Source organism: Streptomyces cirratus (genome assembly GCF_014650775.1).
In the GTDB taxonomy this organism is placed as follows: domain Bacteria; phylum Actinomycetota; class Actinomycetes; order Streptomycetales; family Streptomycetaceae; genus Streptomyces; species Streptomyces cirratus.
The window spans coordinates 838,079-853,560 of sequence record NZ_BMVP01000001.1 but is presented as its reverse complement, the minus strand read 5'-3'; the positions used below and the strand labels follow the sequence as shown (position 1 = coordinate 853,560).

Genomic DNA, 15,482 nt, shown 5'->3' with positions numbered 1-15,482 from the left:
ACCGCCTCCCACGCGATGGCCTCCACGGCCCTGCGCGTGCTGGACCTCGCCCCCGGCGAGAGCCACGAGCACTCCTGCGGCGACCACGAATGGATCGTCCTGCCGCTGGCCGGCGCCTGCGCCGTCGCCTGCCGTACGCCCGGTCCACAGCTGTTCGAACTCCGGGGCCGGGAGGGCGTGTTCGCCTCGGTGACCGATTTCGCCTACCTCCCGCGCGACGGCCGCGCCTCGATCACCTCCCCGGGCGGCGGCCGGTTCGCGCTCGTCGGGGCGCGGTGCGAGCGGACGCTGCCCGCCCGGTACGGGCCGGCGCGGCAGGTGCCGGTCGAGCTGCGCGGCGCCGGACAGTGCTCCCGCCAGGTCAACAACTTCGCCGCCGCCGACGCCTTCGCGTGCGACCGGCTCATCGCGGTCGAGGTGCTCACCCCCGGCGGCAACTGGTCCTCGTACCCGCCCCACAAGCACGACGAGCACCGACCCGGCGAGGAGTCCCGGCTGGAGGAGATCTACTACTTCGAGATCGCCCCGCACGGGGACACGCCCGGCTGCGGATACCAGCGTGTCACCCCCTCCCCGGCCGGGAAGACCGACATCCTCACCGAGGTGAGGACCGGGGACGCCGTGCTCATCCCGGACGGCTGGCACGGGCCGTCCATCGCCACCCCCGGGCACGACATGTACTACCTCAACGTGATGGCCGGCCCCGAGGGCCCGCGGGAGTGGCTGATCCGCGACCACCCCGACCACGGCTGGATCCGGTCCGCCTGGGCCGGCGCGGAGGTCGACCCCCGGCTGCCCTTCTACCGAGCGGAGGACCACCGCCGATGACCACGATCAGACTCACCGTGGCGCAGGCCCTCGTACGCTTCCTCGCCCGCCAGTACACCGAGCGCGACGGGCGCAGGCAGCGGCTGGTCACCGCCACCTGGGGGATCTTCGGGCACGGCAACGTCGCCGGGATCGGGCAGGCCCTGCTGGAGAGCGGCCCGCAGGAGATGCCCTTCCTCCAGGGGCGCAACGAGCAGGCCATGGTGCACGCGGCCGTCGGATACGCGCGGCAGTCGGGGCGGCTGTCGGCGCAGGCCGTGACGACCTCCATCGGGCCCGGCGCGACCAACCTCGTCACCGGGGCCGCCCTCGCGACCGTCAACCGGCTGCCGGTGCTGCTGCTGCCGGGGGACGCCTTCGCCACCCGGCCCGCCGATCCGGTGCTCCAGCAGCTGGAGGTGGCCCACGCCGGTGACGTCTCCGTCAACGACACCCTGCGGCCCGTGTCCCGGTTCTTCGACCGGATCACCCGCCCGGAGGCGCTGATCCCCGCCGCGCTCCAGGCGGTGCGGGTGCTCACCGACCCCGTCCAGACCGGCGCCGTGACCCTCGCGCTGCCGCAGGACGTGCAGGCCGAGGCGTGCGCGTGGCCCGAGGAGTTCTTCGCCGAGCGGGTGTGGCGGGTGCGCCGGCCGAGGCCCGACCGGGACGAACTGGCCGCCGCCGCCGAAGCGGTACGGGCCTGCGCGCGCCCCCTGCTCATCGCCGGGGGCGGCATCCGGCACAGCGCCGCCCAGGCCGCCCTCGCGGAGTTCGCGACCGCGACCGGGATCCCGGTCGCCTCCACCCAGGCGGGCAAGGGCGCGATCCCGTTCGACCACCCCGCCGAGGTGGGCGGCATCGGGCACACCGGCACGGCCACCGCCGACGCCCTCGCCCGCGACGCCGACCTGGTGATCGCGGCGGGCACCCGGCTGACCGACTTCACCACCGCCTCCGCGACCCTGTTCCGGAACCCAGCCGTCCGATTCCTTGGGCTGAACCTCGACCCGTACGACGCCCACAAGCTCGCCGCCCGGCCGGTGGTCTGCGATGCGCGGGTGGGCCTGGAAGAACTCCGGGCCGCGGTCTGCGGGTACCGCGTGGACCCCTCGTACGAGGCGGCGTACAAAGAGGACAAGCGCGCCTGGGAGCGGCTGGTCGAGCGGGCCTACGCGAGTCCCGACGAGGACGCCGCCCCGACGCAGGCACAGGTGCTCGGCCTGCTCGACGCCGTCGTCGACGCCTCCGACATCCTGATCAACGCGGCCGGCTCGCTCCCCGGGGACCTGCACAAGCTGTGGCGCCCCCGGTCCGCCGACCAGTACCACGTCGAGTACGGCTACTCCTGCATGGGTTACGAGATCCCCGCCGCCATCGGGACGGCGCTGGCCGCGCCCGGGCGGCCCGTGTGGGCGCTGGTCGGCGACGGCACGTACCTGATGAACCCCACCGAGATCGTCACCGCCGTACAGGAGGGCGTCCCGGTCAAGATCGTCATCCTCGACAACCACGGCTACGCCTCGATCGGCGGCCTTTCGGGGGCGGTGGGCGGCGAGGGCTTCGGGACCGCGTACCGCTTCCGGGCGGCCGACGGGGCGTACACCGGTGCGCCGCTCCCGGTGGACCTCGCGGCGAACGCCGCCTCCCTCGGGATGGCCGTCATCCGCGCCGACACCGTACGTGACCTGCGAAAAGCCCTGGTGGAGGCGCGGGCGTCGGACCGCCCCACATGTGTCTACACGCAGACCCGAACACCCGACACAGTGTCGGGCCCACCCCCGGCACAGGCATGGTGGGATGTTCCCGTGGCCGAGACCACGACCCGTGCGGCGGCGGCCTCGGCCCGCGAAGAGTACGACCGGCAAGCCGCGCAGCGACGTCGCCATCTGTGAAGGAGCAAGGCACATGAAGACCGTCAACCACTGGATCGGTGGCAAGACCGTCGAGGGCGCGTCGGGCAACTACGGCCCGGTCACCGACCCGGCCACCGGCGAGGTCACCACGCAGGTCGCGCTCGCTTCCGCCGAGGAGGTCGACGCGGCCGTACAGGTCGCCACCGAGGCCTTCCAGAGCTGGGGCCAGTCCTCGCTCGCCGCCCGCACGAAGGTGCTGTTCGCCTACCGCGCCCTGCTGGACGCCAACCGCGACGCGATCGCCGAGCTGATCACCGCCGAGCACGGCAAGGTGCACTCGGACGCGCTGGGCGAGGTCGCGCGCGGCCTGGAGATCGTCGAGCTGGCCTGCGGGATCACCACCCAGCTCAAGGGCGAGCTGTCGACCTCGGTGTCCAACCGCGTCGACGTCGCCTCGATCCGCCAGCCGCTGGGCGTGGTCGCGGGCATCACCCCGTTCAACTTCCCGGCGATGGTGCCGATGTGGATGTTCCCGCTGGCCGTCGCCTGCGGGAACACCTTCATCCTCAAGCCGAGCGAGAAGGACCCGTCGGCCGCCGTCAAGCTCGCCGAGCTGGCGAGCGAGGCCGGCCTCCCGGCGGGCGTCCTGAACGTCGTCCACGGCGACAAGGTGGCCGTCGACGCGCTGCTCGCCCACCCGGGCATCGCGGCCGTCTCCTTCGTCGGCTCCACGCCGATCGCCCGCCACATCCACACCACCGCCTCCGCCAACGGCAAGCGCGTCCAGGCCCTGGGCGGCGCCAAGAACCACATGCTGGTGCTGCCGGACGCCGACCTGGACGCGGCCGCCGACGCGGCCGTCTCCGCCGCCTACGGCTCGGCCGGCGAGCGCTGCATGGCGATCTCCGCGGTCGTCGCCGTGGGTTCGATCGCCGACGAGCTGGTGGACAAGATCCGCGAGCGCGCCGAGAAGATCAAGATCGGCCCCGGCAACGACCCGGCCTCCGAGATGGGCCCGCTGATCACCGCCGCGCACCGCGACAAGGTCGCCTCGTACGTGAAGGGCGCCGCCGACCAGGGCGCCGACGTGGTCCTGGACGGCACCGGGTTCACGGTCGACGGCTTCGAGAAGGGCCACTGGATCGGCCTCTCGCTGCTGGACAACGTCAAGACCGACTCCGACGCCTACCGCGACGAGATCTTCGGGCCGGTGCTGTGCGTGCTGCGCGCCGAGACCTACGCGGAGGGCGTGGCGCTCATCAACGCCTCGCCGTTCGGCAACGGCACCGCGATCTTCACCCGCGACGGCGGCGCCGCCCGCCGCTTCCAGCTGGAGATCCAGGCGGGCATGGTCGGCGTGAACGTGCCGATCCCGGTGCCGGTGGGCTACCACTCCTTCGGCGGCTGGAAGGACTCCCTCTTCGGCGACCACCACATCTACGGCAACGACGGCATCCACTTCTACACCCGCGGCAAGGTCGTCACCACCCGCTGGCCGGACCCGTCCGAGGCCCCGGTGGGCATCGACCTCGGCTTCCCGACGTCTCGTTAGTGCCTGACGCCTGACAGGCACCCCAAACCCAGGAACCCTCGGCCAACCCTCACAGGCCGGGGGTTCCTGCTGTCTCCGTCCAGCAGGTTCCGGCCGGATAGGGACATCCGTCGCGCAAGTCCGTGCAAGTTCGGTGCGCCAGAGAGTGCCAGCGGCGCAAGCTTTCACACAGCGATCGGCAGCCCCGAGCGAGGAGGACACCATGACCCTGCACAAGCTTGGCAAGGACCCTGAGAGCAAGGACGGCGGCTCGCCCACGATCTATCTGGACGACGCCACTGACACTTACCTGGTGCAGGGGTTCAAGGTGACGGACGCGGAACGCAGGCAACTGATGGACATCCCCGATCATGAGGATGTCATCGAGCTGCCGCGACGCATGGTGCAGTTCTTCTTGGAGGTCAAGGGTGCCGATGGTCCCGTCATTTGAGCAGCTTCTCGCTTCGGCCGAGCGCAGCGCGATCCACCTGGAGATGCGGGACGGCTACATGGAGTCGGACCCCAGCTTCATCGCCTGGAAGCAGGGCTTCCGCGACCTCCCCGAAGACAACGATCCGGAGATGCGTCACTGGCTGAAGTGGGTCCGCGACGCCACGGACAGGGGCGTGTCCATCCGTCGCGCCCGTGTGTTCTCCGTCCCGGAATCGGACTACCTCCGGTTCGAGCACCACGTCTCGGACGCCAACGTGGAGGCCGGGGAGGAAATCAGGTGGCTCCCGCGACGGAACGCTACTGATATCGCCTTCCCAGGCAACGACTTCTGGGTCTTCGACAACAGGACTGTTCTTGTCCTGCACTTCGACGGGAACGGCGAGTGCGCCCCTGGCGACTGGTTGGAGATGACCGAGGACCCAAGGATCCTGAAGCTGTGCGTCGGTGCGTTCGAAGCTGTCTGGGAACGGGCTACGCCGCACTCGGAGTACCAGCCCACCTAACGCGCTCGAAACCTCAGTGAACACGTCACCTTCATCAGCAGTACAGGACGCCCGCGCTGCCCTCGGCAGGCGGCTGCGAGACATGCGCAAGCCGACCGGCCTGACAGCGCGGGCGCTGGCCGCGCGTGCGGGTTGGAGCGAGTCCAAAGCCTCTCGCATCGAGAACGGCAAGACGCCGCCCTCGGACCAAGACCTCCTCGCCTACGTCACCATCTGCGGGGTTCCGCAGGACTACGAAGACCTACGCGCCACGGCACACGGCATCGATGAGATGTACGTGGAGTGGAAGCGCTTGCAGCGAGCCGGCCTCAAGCGCGGTCAAGAGGCTCATGTGCCGCTGTACGCCCGTACGAACCGCTTCCGTATCTACGAGCCCGGAGTGATCCCGGGCCTTCTCCAGACGGCTGACTACGCCACTGCGATCATGAACCGCATTGTCACGTTCAGGCAGATCCCTGACGATGTAGAGGCAGCGGTCAAAGTACGGATGCTCCGCCAGCGCTACCTGCACGACGCGCACCGGCACTTCGGGATAGTGCTTGAGGAGTCCGCGTTGCGGTCCCGCTTCGGCGGCCCCGAAGTCATGGCCGCCCAGCTTGGGCACCTGCTTCAGATCGCCGTACTGCCCAACGTCAGCCTCGGCGTGATTCCTATGGCCACAGAACGGATCATGTGGCCCGTCGAAGGCTTCTGGATCTACGACTACTCCCAAGTGATCGTCGAGCTCGCCACAGCTCAGGTCACCGTGAAGCAGCCGAGCGAGATCGAAACGTACGCGCGCATGTTCGCTGAGCTGGTGAAACTGGCCTGTCACGGGCAGCCGGCCCGCGCCCTGATCGCGGAAGCCATCGCGGTGCTCGGGTGATCTCCTGCAAGCTCGTGCAAGTTCATTGAGCGCACCGCAGCCCGCTCCCTACGGTCGTTGCATCGACCGCGAAGTCATCGGGAGGGGTGCCAATGGCCAGCATTCAGACGAAGCCCATGAACCCGGCGGTAGATCGCCTCTCCATGCCGCCGACGTGGACCGGCAGTGCATGAACCACACGGCCCGGAACCTCTACCACAAGATGTTCCGCCGCTTCTACGAAGACGTGGCCGGCGTGCAGGTAGTGAGCCCGTGAGCCGCTCCTTGAGCGTCGCGGCTGCCGCCGCATGGGTGGTCACCGTGGCGCTTGTCGCGCCCCGTGCCTGGGGCGCTTAGCCCCTCAGAGACCCCCGCCCCTTCCGGAGCGGGTAGCACCCCCCTTCCGTCCCCCTGCGTCGAAAGGAGGTGAAGCGATGACCGATTCCGGAGACAAGTCCGGAGGGGGCGGGGACCAGTTCCCGCCCCCGCCCGCAGCCTGAACCGACCCGACAGGAGCCACTCATGACGACCATGCTGGAATCTCCCGTCGCCTTAAGGCGCGGGCGGGACCTTGTCAGTCCCGAGCTGTTCGAGAAGGTGTCCGAGTTCTGTTCTGAGGAGTACGGGCACGAGCTGTCCGCGGCCCGTCGGATCGTGGACCAGGCCCTTGCCTTCCTCAAGGTCATGGGCGACACCCGCGCGTTCGACATGAGCCCGTCGGACGCCGTGGACCCCGGATGGCACTCGTTCGTGCTTCACACCCAGGCGTACGCCGCGTGGTGCGACGAGCAGTTCGGGTTCTTCCTCGGTCACGAACCCAAGGCCACCGTCCGCACCCGTCCGCTGATCGGGTCCGTGGTGGACCGCGTGAAGGAGGCCGGGTTCTACGTCGATGACCGGCTGTGGGGTGCCGCGAAGGAGTGCAACCCGCCGGCCTGCTGCGGCGACGGCGACGGCTGCTGAGCCACCCGTGAACGGAACGGTCCGGGCGTGGCTAAGGCGCCCGGACCGTCACAGAGCCAAGGGTTCCATCAATGAGCAGCAATGACGAGGGCCTCACCTGCAACGGCAGGGTCACCGTGTTCACCATGTTCGGCGTCGTCTTCGGCTACGCCACGCACCACCTGGACGACCGACGCATCGGGGACGTTGGTGTCGTCGGCCCCGTGACCCCGGGGGTGGGGTGGCCTCGGCTCTGGGACATGGCCCGAAAGTGCGGCAAGTCCGCCGCCAAGGACACCGAGCTTGCGCAGTGGATCCTCATCCAGGCCACGCGAGCGTTCGTCTGCGGGAGCGACCGCATCGCCCAGTTCGAGCAACAGGGCTGGAAGCTGGAGCCCGGTGGCAAGCGGGTCAGCTTCGAAGCCACCTACGCCAACCGCGACCACCTGTGGACCGGGAACCTGACCGTAGAAGGGCTCACGCCGGAGCAGGCGGCGGAACAGCCTACCCTCTACCGAGCCTGACACGAGTCCTGCGCTGGCTTTGTGGAAGGCCGCTGGCCACTTCCGGTTCCCGCGCAACCACTGACGGCACGCCCTTCCGCCGGACCGCTCGCCCCCCCGCAACCCTCACGCGGGGGGCGAGCCCCGTTCCGGACGGAGGCCGCGTCGACGGCGCAGGGCCCGGGCGGCGAGCGCCGTCGCCGCGAGGAGGAGGGCGGCGCCGAGCGCGGGCCAGGGAACGGCGAGGAAGTCGGTACCGGCCCGGGAACGCAGGTCCGGGTAGGCGGACGCGCCGGCCTCGACGCGGACGCGCACCCGGTCCGACTGCGGGGCGTCCGGCCACGCCTCGGTCAACTCGATCCGCCGGCCCGGGAGCAGCGTCAGCTTGAGGTCGCGGGCCGGCCGGTCCAGCACCCTCCGCCCGAACAGCCCCTCGGCGGACAGCGTCACCCGCGGCTCGACCACCACGTTGCCCCGGTTGACCAGGGTGTACGAGACCTTCGCGGAGGCGCGCCGCACCCAGGGCAGCAGCGGCGCGTCCCGGCTGACCCGCACGTCCTCCACGGACAGGCCCGCCGCCACCGGCCCCGGCACCCGCAAGTACAGCCGGGCGCCGACCGAACGCTTCACCCCGACCTGGACCTTGCCGTCCTGGCGGATCCCCTCCACCGCGGTGTTCAGCGCCACGATCCCGCCGACGTGGTCACCCGGAGCGGCGTCCTCGGGGACCTTCACCGTGAAGGGCACGTCCTTGCGGCCCTTGGGCGGGACGGTGACGGTGTGCGCCGTCCCGGGCGGCAGGGCGATCCAGGCGCCGACGTCCTTGGGCAACGTCTCGACCGGCAGCAGCGCGAAGGCCCCGCCGACCGGAGTGTTCACGGCGTCGGCGGCGAAGACCTGGAAGGTCAGCTCCTTGTCGGAGGAGTTCACGATGGTGACGCTGTCGCTGAGGGTGGACCCGGCGGCGCCCTGGTGGAAGAAGTACGCCCGCTCCGTCATCGCCGCCCCGGGAGGCGGCGTCGGGAAGACCCCCCAGGTGCCGTTGTCGGCGGCGCTCGCGGCGGGCGCGCCGAGCAGGAGCGAGGCGACGGGGAGCAGGAGGGCGAGGAGCAGGGCGTAGGGGGAAGGGGTGCGGGGACGCATGTCGGGTCTCCAGCCTCGGGCGGGCGCCACGGTCGCGGACCGGCAGTTCGCGGACCGGCGTTTCACGGACCGGGAGGGTGGCGCGGCGCCCGGCCGCACCACCCTCCCGGCGACGGATCAGGCGATCGAGAAGGTCACGACCGACTGGTAGGTGTCGGCGAACATGAACGGCGGCAGCTGGAGCATCGCCGCGCCGCCCACCGCGAACTCGCCGCCCGTCAGCTCGTCACCGCCGGCCGCCTGCGAGGCGATCTTCATCGGGGTGTCCGTGATGGCGCCCGGCGCACCCGCGGTGCAGGTGCTCGGGCTGTCCGGGTTGGTCACCGTGCAGGACGGCTGGATGCCGATCTGCGCCTTGGCCATGGAGTGGCCCGTGGAGGAGTTCAGGAACGGCGTGCGGGTCGCCGTGACGTCCCAGCCCAGGGAACCGCCGCGGAAGTCCTGCACGGTGGCGGCGTTGAACGCGCCGAACACCGACTGCGCCTTGCCGTTGATGGTGACCGCGCCGAAGCTCACGGCCGGCTGGCCGTCCTTCGGACCGAGGGCCAGCGGCCCGGGCAGCACCTCGACGTCGACGGGGTTCTTGACGCCCGCCTGGTCCTCGACGAACACGAACGATTTGTACGGGGTGACCGAGCCGTCGATCCTGATCGCGTCGGCCTTCTTCGTCACCGTCAGACCGCAGGTGGCGGCGCCGGAGGCGTCCGCCGTGCCGCTGCCGGTGTCACCGGTGGCCGCACCCGCGAGGAGCGCGGAGCAGGTGACCGGGCCGGCCGGGAAGTTGGCACCGGTCACGGAGACGGCGGTGCCCGCCTTGCCGCTGTTGGGCGTGACCTTGGTCGTCACCGGGTCCTTCGGCAGCGCCTCGACCGCGATCGAGCCGACGGAGGCGCTGGGGCGCGGGTCCGGCGTGCAGGTGGTGGTGTAGACGGTGCCGCCGAGGTCGGCGTCCGTGACCACCTGGTCGATGGTGATCTGCAGCGTGGTGCCCTCGCTGCCGTCCGGGACGGTGATGGTCCCGCTGAACGCGGGCGGGTCGGACTTCTTGCCGGCCTCTTGGTGGCTGGGGACGGCGGGGCCGGTGACCGTCTGCGCGACCCCGCCGACGAGCAGCTTCGCCTTGATGGTGTTGACCGTGTCGATGGTGAACATGGGGATGACCGGGGTCTCGCCCGGGTCGATGGTGATGGGCACGCTCTGACCGGCCTTGGCCGTGTCCGGCACCGTGATCGTGTAGTCCTGGGTGCCGTTGGCGCCCGGCTGGGGAGCGGGGGCGACGCACTTCACCGGCACCGGGGTCGTCTTGGTCGCGGCCTGCGCCGTCCCCGTCATGGCGACGACACCACCCGTAAGGGCCAGGGACAGCGCGCCCGCCCCGGCCAGCACTCTTCGTCGGAACGTTGTACTCACTGGGTCGCGACTCCTTCGTCGGACGGACCCTCCCCCCACCCGCTGTGTGGGGGAGGACGAGCCGGTGCGGAGGCCGACATTGACGCGTCGCGGTGATGAGAAGTCAATGACTTGGCTTCCCGCGAAGCGCACACACATTGATGTCCCATCAGGGTCGGTGAAATCGGGTTCTAGCCGACGGTGGGCGTGTGCAGGAGGAGGTTCGGGGTGCCCGCGGGGAGGCCGGTGATCCGGTCGGGGACGGCGCTGCGCAGCATGGTCTGGGTGACCTGGGCGGGCGTCCTGCGGATGCCGTCGGCCAGGATCAGCGCGGCGACGCCTGCCGCGTGCGGGGCGGCCATGGAGGTGCCGGTGGCCCGGGCGAGGGCGGTGGTGGAGCCCTTCCAGGCGGAGGTGATGCCGACGCCGGGGGCGGAGAGGTCGACGCAGGAGCCGTACGCGGAGAAGGCGGCGCGGTGATCGGCGGTGTCGGTGGCGGCGACGGTGACGGCGTCGGGGACACGGGCGGGGGAGCCGGTGCAGGCGTCCTTGCCGGAGTTGCCGGCGGCGACGGTGAAGGTGATCCCGGCGGCGATGGCGCGGGTGACGGCGGTGTCGAGGGCGCGGCTGCGGGTGCCGCCCATGCTCATGTTGGCGACGGCGGGCGCGGCGGCGGTGGCGGTGAGCGGGGTCGCGGGCGTGGTGGTGGGTGTGGTCGTGGGCGCGGTGCCCTTGCCCGCCGCTGCCGCCGCTGCCGCCGCGTTCGCCGCCTTGGCCGCCTTGAGGGCGTCCCTCACCATCCAGTCGATGCCGTTCACGAGGGACGACAGCCGCCCGCTGCCCCGGCAGTTCGCCACCTTCACCGAGACGAGCGAGACCCCTTTCGCCACCCCGTACGTCGCCCCGCCGATCGTTCCCGCCACATGGGTCCCGTGGCCGTTGCAGTCGTCGGCACCCTCCAGCCACACGGTGTTGACGCCGGCCCGGGCGCGGCCCCCGAACTCCTGGTGCAGCGTGTTGATCCCGGTGTCGACGACGTACACGGTGACGCCCTCGCCCTTGGTGGCGTACGTGTACGAACCGTCGAGCGGGAGTTCGCGCTGGTCGAGCCGGTCCAGGGCCCAGGGGGCCGGCTGCTGGGTGTCACTGGTGCGGAACTCCGTGTCCGGCTCGACGTACGCCACCCGGGGATCCGCGGCGAGCTCGGAGGCGCGGGCGGCGGTGGTGCGGACGGCGAAGCCGGCGAGGGCGGTGTCGTAGACGGCCATGACCTCGTCGCCGGACCCGGCCGTCTCCGCGGCCATGACGCGGGCCGCGGCGGCCGGCGCGCGCGAGGCGCCGTCCTTGAGGACCACGACGTAGGGGGCGGTGGGGGCTTCGGGGGACGGAGCGGTGGACAGGGCGGCCGTGGCCAGGAGGGCTGCGGTCGGGAGCAGCGCGGTGAGTGCGGTCATGCCGCGATGTTCGGCCGGGTGGGGGGCGGCCGCGCGGGGGGTGCGCCGAGTGGCCCCCGACACGCCGCCGCAGGGGTTACGGGGCGTCAGCCGGCGCCCAGCCGCGCATGGCGAAGACGCCCTCGTCCCGCCCGCCGGCGCAGGCGTACGTGGCCAGCGCCGCTTCGCTGTCGGTGTCGACCCCCACCCACATGCCGTGACACCCCGCGCGCCCGGGCCTCTTCGGCGAGGGCCGGCGCGAGCTGCCGGCCGATGCCGCGGCGCCGGTATCCCTCGTCCACCGAGAGTTCGTACAGGCACATCTCGGTGCCCTTGTCGGGGTGGCTCATCTCGATGCCGGAGACCATTCCGGCAGGGACGCCGTCGACGTGGGCGAGCAGCATCAGATGCCCGGGCGCGTCCGGGAACCGCTGCGCCCACTCCTCCCGCACGGGCCCGTCGAACAGCCCTTCGGCGGCAACCAACTCGGCGACGGTCCGCGCCCGACGGATCTCCATGCCGCCGATACCAGTGCTGTGGCCGGGAGGGTTCACCGGGTCGCGACGCCCGGCACGGCACCTCTCCCCCGGCTGCCGCTGGGAGGTGCCCCCACCGTTGTCGACACCGCGCGAGTACGTCCGGTACGGGCCACGGCCCTCCGCCTTGCGCTGCACCGCACCGGACGCCGCGACCGGGCAAACCTTCCCGGCCGCAGCACCAGGCCGCGCCCGCGCGAGCTCGGCGTGCCTTCCCGGCGGGCGGCGGGCGCGGCGCCCCCGTCGTCCGCCGGGTTCCCCGAGCCCGCCGCAAGCGTCGGTCCGCCGCACGCCGATCGGGCCGCGCCGGTGAACACGCCGGCGCGGTACCTTGCCGTCCGGCCGGGGTGTGCGCTCCGCCCGGTCGGTCCACGGTGCGGGGACGGGTGCGGGCGCGTCCCGGTCAGGGGATCGGTTCAGGCCCGGCCAGGGCTACGGCCGCGGCGTAGTCCGGTGGGGCCGGGAGGTCGCGGAGGGTCCAGCCCGTCACCCGGGCCGGGGTGGGGCCCGAGCCGACGTAGGGTTCGGCCACGCCACGCGCGAGGCCCGCGCCCGTCGCCTTGAGGACGGCCTCCTTACGGGCCCACAGGCGGCCCAGCGCCACCGGGCGGTCCGCCTCCGCCAGCGCCGTGAGCTCCGCCGTCTCGGCAGGGTGCAGCGTGCTCAGCACGTCCGTCACCACCGCCGCGCCCGGAGTGCCCTCCACGTCCACCCCGACCGGTATCGCGGCGAACGCCACGTACGCCACTCCGGCGGTGTGCGACAGCGAGAAGTGCAGCCCGCCGCCGGCCACCGCCGGGCGCCCGTGCGGGCCGCCGCAGCAGGGACACTCCTCACGGATCAGGCAGACGTCCGCCGGGGCCTGCCCGAGGTAGGCACCGAGCAGCGCCCGCAGCCCCAGGTGGGAGGCCAGGTAGGCGTGCCGGTCGGTGAGCCGCACCAGCCGTCCGGCCCGCTCCCGCTCCGCCGCGTCGAGTACCGCCGCGGCCTCTTCCACCGCGTGCCCGGCCACCACACTGCGGCCCGTGTCCAAGGCCCACACGGTCACGGCCTCGCCCTCGGGCGGCGGGCCGACGCGCGGTAGGTCACCGCCGAGTTGGTTCACGTACACCGTCACCTGACGAGGGTAGACGAGGCCGCCTCCGCCTTCCGAGGCCCGGCTACCCTCAAACCGACTCCGCCGCACCACCGTTCCAGGGGAAACATCGTGCACAGTGCCGCCGTGACACCGCAGGACGACCGCATCCGCTGGGTCGAACTGCCCGGGGAGGAACCCGCGCGCGTGTACCTCCACGGCCTCGGCTCCACCTCGCCCGCCTACTTCGCAGCCGCCGCCGCCCACCCGTTGCTGGCGGGCCGGCGCTCGCTCCTCGTCGACCTGCTCGGTCACGGGCTCAGCGACCGGCCCGAGGGGTTCACGTACACCCTGGAGGCGCACGCCGACGCCCTCGCGAAGGCACTCGGCCAAGCCGGCACCGAGGGCGCCGAGGTGATCGCCCACAGCATGGGCGGTGCCGTGGCCGTCGTCCTGGCCACGCGCCACCCCGAACTGGTCTCCCGCCTCGTCCTGGTCGACGCCAACCTCGACCCGGTGCGGCCGGACCGGCGCGCGGCGGGCTCCGGAGCCATCGCCTCCTACACCGAGGAGGACTTCCTGAACGGCGGCTGGGCCGAGATCCGCGACCGGGTGGGCGCGCACTGGTGGTCCACCATGCGGCTGGCCGGCCGCACCGCCCTGTACCGCTCCGCCGTGCACCTCGCCGCGGGGACCACGCCCACCGTGCGGCAACTCCTGCTGGAGCTGGAGATACCCCGCACCTACCTGCTCCCCGAGGCGGACGGGCCCCTCCCGGGGGCCGAGGAGCTCAAGGCCGCCGGCGTCGCGGTCGTCCCCGTCCCCGATTGCGGGCACAACATCATGCTGGACAACCCCGACGGCTTCGCCCGGGCCACCGCCGGGGCGTTGCGCGCGGCCTGACGGGCCGGTGACCCGCCCGGCCCCGGCGGCCGCCGGACCGGCACGCCCTACCGATGGGCGGACGCCCGTACCGCCGGGGCCGTCCCCTGCGGTACGAGGCCGCCCGGGGACGGCGTCCCGTCGGTCCAGGCGTAGACCCGCTTGCCGCGCACCGCGACCTGGTACTGGTAGTGGTCCCGGCAGTCGGGCCGCGCGTCCTCGCGGGCGTCACCCGGCCACCACCGGGCGTTCAGCTGCGGACCCCGGACCTTGCCGGGCGCCGTCCCCGCCGCGCACCGCGGGCCGTCCAGAGGGGTGGCACCGAGCGTGAACCGGATCAGCCGGGCCCGGCCGTCGGTGCGCGCCCGTACGCGTATGTCGGTGGCGTCCTTCGGTACCCAGCTCGGCAGGGCGAACGCCCGGTCACCGCGCGTCGGCGCATCGGCGGTGGTCGCGAAGTGCTTCCCCTTCTCCTTGAACAGGCTCTCGTTGAAGGAGTCGGAGACCGGGTTGGGCGGCAGGTGGGGCAGGGCGAGGGCGGCGGTGGCCAGGACTCCCGCCGTGGCGGCGACGATGACGAGCGGGCGGCGGTTCATGAAGCCAAGTGTTCGCTCGGGGGACCCGCTCGCGCGTCCCTCCGCAGAACGAACCGGAAATCTGCCGGAAGTCTGACATGGCTCATACCTGAGAGCGGTGTCCGCCTCCCGCGCACGTTCCGCCCCAACGCGAAGCGCTCGCCTCCTCCCCCTCCCCGGCGCCTCCCGGACGCCCGCGCGGTGCGAACGGCCCCGGTCACGGCCTCGGCCCCCTCCGCACGCCGGCCGGCCGGCGGCAGCCGACCGCCCGGCCGACGAGTGACACGAAGTCATACCTGAGGCGTACACGACCGGCCCCGCCCCGATACCCCCGAGTGAGCCCCGCCCCGATACCCGCGAGTGAGCCCCGCCCCGATACCCGCGAGCGAGCCGCGCGTTGGAACAGCCGTAGCCGCCGGCCGCCCCGTGCGCACCGCCCGTTGATCCGTCCGTTCCCGGAGGACCCCTTGCGCCTCTTCGCCCCGCTCCTCGTGTCCGCGGCCGCCGGTTTGCTCGCCCTCGTGCCCCCGCCGGACAAGCCGCGGATCCTGAGCGACTGGACCCGGACCAGCGCCGCGAGCTACGACGCCTGGGCCGACGCGCGCGCGAACCGGCGCAACTGGGCGGCGTACGACTTCGACTGGACGACGGACTACTGCACCACTTCCCCCGACGACCCGTTCGGCTTCCCGTTCCGGATGGCTTGCGCGCGCCATGACTTCGGTTACCGCAACTACCGTGCGGCGGGCCGTTTCCGCGAGTCCAAACCGCGTCTGGACGACGCCTTCCACGCCGACATGAAGCGCGTGTGCGGCCACTACGCGGGGGCGCGCAAGGCCTCCTGCCTCAGCACCGCCTGGACTTACTACCAGGCCGTCAAGACCTTCGGCGTCGGCCCGGGCACCGCCGTCGCCCAGGACGCCGTCACCCCTGCCCCCTGAGCCCCCGGACACGCACGTGTGCTGTGTCCCCGCGAGCCGGCGGACACAGCACACGTCACCGCACTACTT

Annotated in this window: 16 protein-coding genes and 1 pseudogene; 11 read left to right on the top strand and 6 right to left on the bottom strand. The window is 72.2% G+C overall.

The genetic code is table 11. The annotated features are described in order from the left end of the window. Positions 1–15 precede the first annotated feature (15 nt). The 8 genes from iolB (at position 16) to IE207_RS03830 (ending at position 7,460) form a co-directional block, all read left to right on the top strand. Positions 16–828: a 5-deoxy-glucuronate isomerase gene (iolB, locus tag IE207_RS03865; protein ID WP_229873358.1), complete on the top strand. Its 813-nt coding sequence runs from the start codon at positions 16–18 to the stop codon at positions 826–828. Next, complete coding sequence (iolD, locus tag IE207_RS03860; RefSeq protein ID WP_190182528.1) at positions 825–2,702, top strand: 3D-(3,5/4)-trihydroxycyclohexane-1,2-dione acylhydrolase (decyclizing); 1,878 nt, start codon at positions 825–827, stop codon at positions 2,700–2,702. Before iolB ends, iolD begins: the two co-directional genes overlap by 4 nt. Before the next feature lie 13 nt (positions 2,703–2,715). Continuing rightward, positions 2,716–4,215 (top strand): CoA-acylating methylmalonate-semialdehyde dehydrogenase, encoded by a 1,500-nt coding sequence (locus IE207_RS03855; RefSeq protein ID WP_190182527.1) that lies wholly within the window; start codon positions 2,716–2,718, stop codon positions 4,213–4,215. A 202-nt stretch (positions 4,216–4,417) separates the two neighbouring features. After that, the gene (locus IE207_RS03850; RefSeq protein ID WP_190182526.1) at positions 4,418–4,645 is read left to right on the top strand and encodes a hypothetical protein; all 228 of its coding nucleotides are present in this window, start codon (positions 4,418–4,420) and stop codon (positions 4,643–4,645) included. Continuing rightward, positions 4,629–5,150 (top strand): DUF6879 family protein, encoded by a 522-nt coding sequence (locus IE207_RS03845; protein ID WP_373304666.1) that lies wholly within the window; start codon positions 4,629–4,631, stop codon positions 5,148–5,150. Before IE207_RS03850 ends, IE207_RS03845 begins: the two co-directional genes overlap by 17 nt. A gap of 16 nt (positions 5,151–5,166) precedes the next feature. Then, a complete protein-coding gene (locus tag IE207_RS03840; protein WP_190182524.1) occupies positions 5,167–6,015 on the top strand; it encodes a helix-turn-helix domain-containing protein in 849 nt (282 codons plus the stop codon). Between the two features lie 501 nt (positions 6,016–6,516). Further along, positions 6,517–6,957, top strand: coding sequence for a UCP032817 domain-containing protein (locus IE207_RS03835; protein WP_229873288.1), 441 nt, complete (start codon positions 6,517–6,519; stop codon positions 6,955–6,957). Between the two features lie 71 nt (positions 6,958–7,028). Continuing rightward, a complete protein-coding gene (locus IE207_RS03830; protein WP_190182523.1) occupies positions 7,029–7,460 on the top strand; it encodes a hypothetical protein in 432 nt (143 codons plus the stop codon). A 105-nt stretch (positions 7,461–7,565) separates the two neighbouring features. Here the strand turns inward: IE207_RS03830 and IE207_RS03825 are convergent, their stop codons facing one another. Continuing rightward, the gene (locus IE207_RS03825; protein WP_190182522.1) at positions 7,566–8,582 is read right to left on the bottom strand and encodes a WxL protein peptidoglycan domain-containing protein; all 1,017 of its coding nucleotides are present in this window, start codon (positions 8,580–8,582) and stop codon (positions 7,566–7,568) included. Here IE207_RS03825 and IE207_RS03820 point away from each other — a divergent pair. Continuing rightward, the gene (locus tag IE207_RS03820; RefSeq protein WP_190182521.1) at positions 8,581–8,733 is read left to right on the top strand and encodes a hypothetical protein; all 153 of its coding nucleotides are present in this window, start codon (positions 8,581–8,583) and stop codon (positions 8,731–8,733) included. The two genes, IE207_RS03825 and IE207_RS03820, sit on opposite strands and share 2 nt — an antisense overlap. On the opposite strand, the gene IE207_RS03815 is transcribed toward IE207_RS03820, so the two are convergent. From IE207_RS03815 to IE207_RS03800, 4 genes and pseudogenes are all read right to left on the bottom strand, one after another. Next, a complete protein-coding gene (locus tag IE207_RS03815; RefSeq protein ID WP_229873287.1) occupies positions 8,700–9,992 on the bottom strand; it encodes a hypothetical protein in 1,293 nt (430 codons plus the stop codon). The two genes, IE207_RS03820 and IE207_RS03815, sit on opposite strands and share 34 nt — an antisense overlap. Before the next feature lie 170 nt (positions 9,993–10,162). After that, entirely contained in the window at positions 10,163–11,425 is a 1,263-nt protein-coding gene (locus IE207_RS03810; RefSeq protein ID WP_190182520.1) for a S8 family peptidase, read from the bottom strand. Positions 11,426–11,501: 76 nt separating this feature from the next. After that, positions 11,502–11,922: pseudogene (locus IE207_RS03805) on the bottom strand (GNAT family N-acetyltransferase). Positions 11,923–12,343: 421 nt separating this feature from the next. Then, positions 12,344–13,057, bottom strand: coding sequence for a 4'-phosphopantetheinyl transferase family protein (locus IE207_RS03800; protein ID WP_190182519.1), 714 nt, complete (start codon positions 13,055–13,057; stop codon positions 12,344–12,346). A gap of 90 nt (positions 13,058–13,147) precedes the next feature. Between IE207_RS03800 and IE207_RS03795 the strand changes: the two genes are divergently transcribed. Further along, positions 13,148–13,918 (top strand): alpha/beta fold hydrolase, encoded by a 771-nt coding sequence (locus IE207_RS03795; RefSeq protein WP_190182518.1) that lies wholly within the window; start codon positions 13,148–13,150, stop codon positions 13,916–13,918. Between the two features lie 47 nt (positions 13,919–13,965). On the opposite strand, the gene IE207_RS03790 is transcribed toward IE207_RS03795, so the two are convergent. After that, the gene (locus IE207_RS03790; RefSeq protein ID WP_190182517.1) at positions 13,966–14,493 is read right to left on the bottom strand and encodes a YbbD-related protein; all 528 of its coding nucleotides are present in this window, start codon (positions 14,491–14,493) and stop codon (positions 13,966–13,968) included. Positions 14,494–14,939: 446 nt separating this feature from the next. On the opposite strand from IE207_RS03790, the gene IE207_RS03785 reads away from it, so the two are divergent. Beyond that, on the top strand, positions 14,940–15,413 hold the full coding sequence (locus tag IE207_RS03785) for a phospholipase (protein ID WP_190182516.1): 474 nt from the start codon (positions 14,940–14,942) through the stop codon (positions 15,411–15,413). The last annotated feature ends 69 nt before the right edge of the window (positions 15,414–15,482 follow it).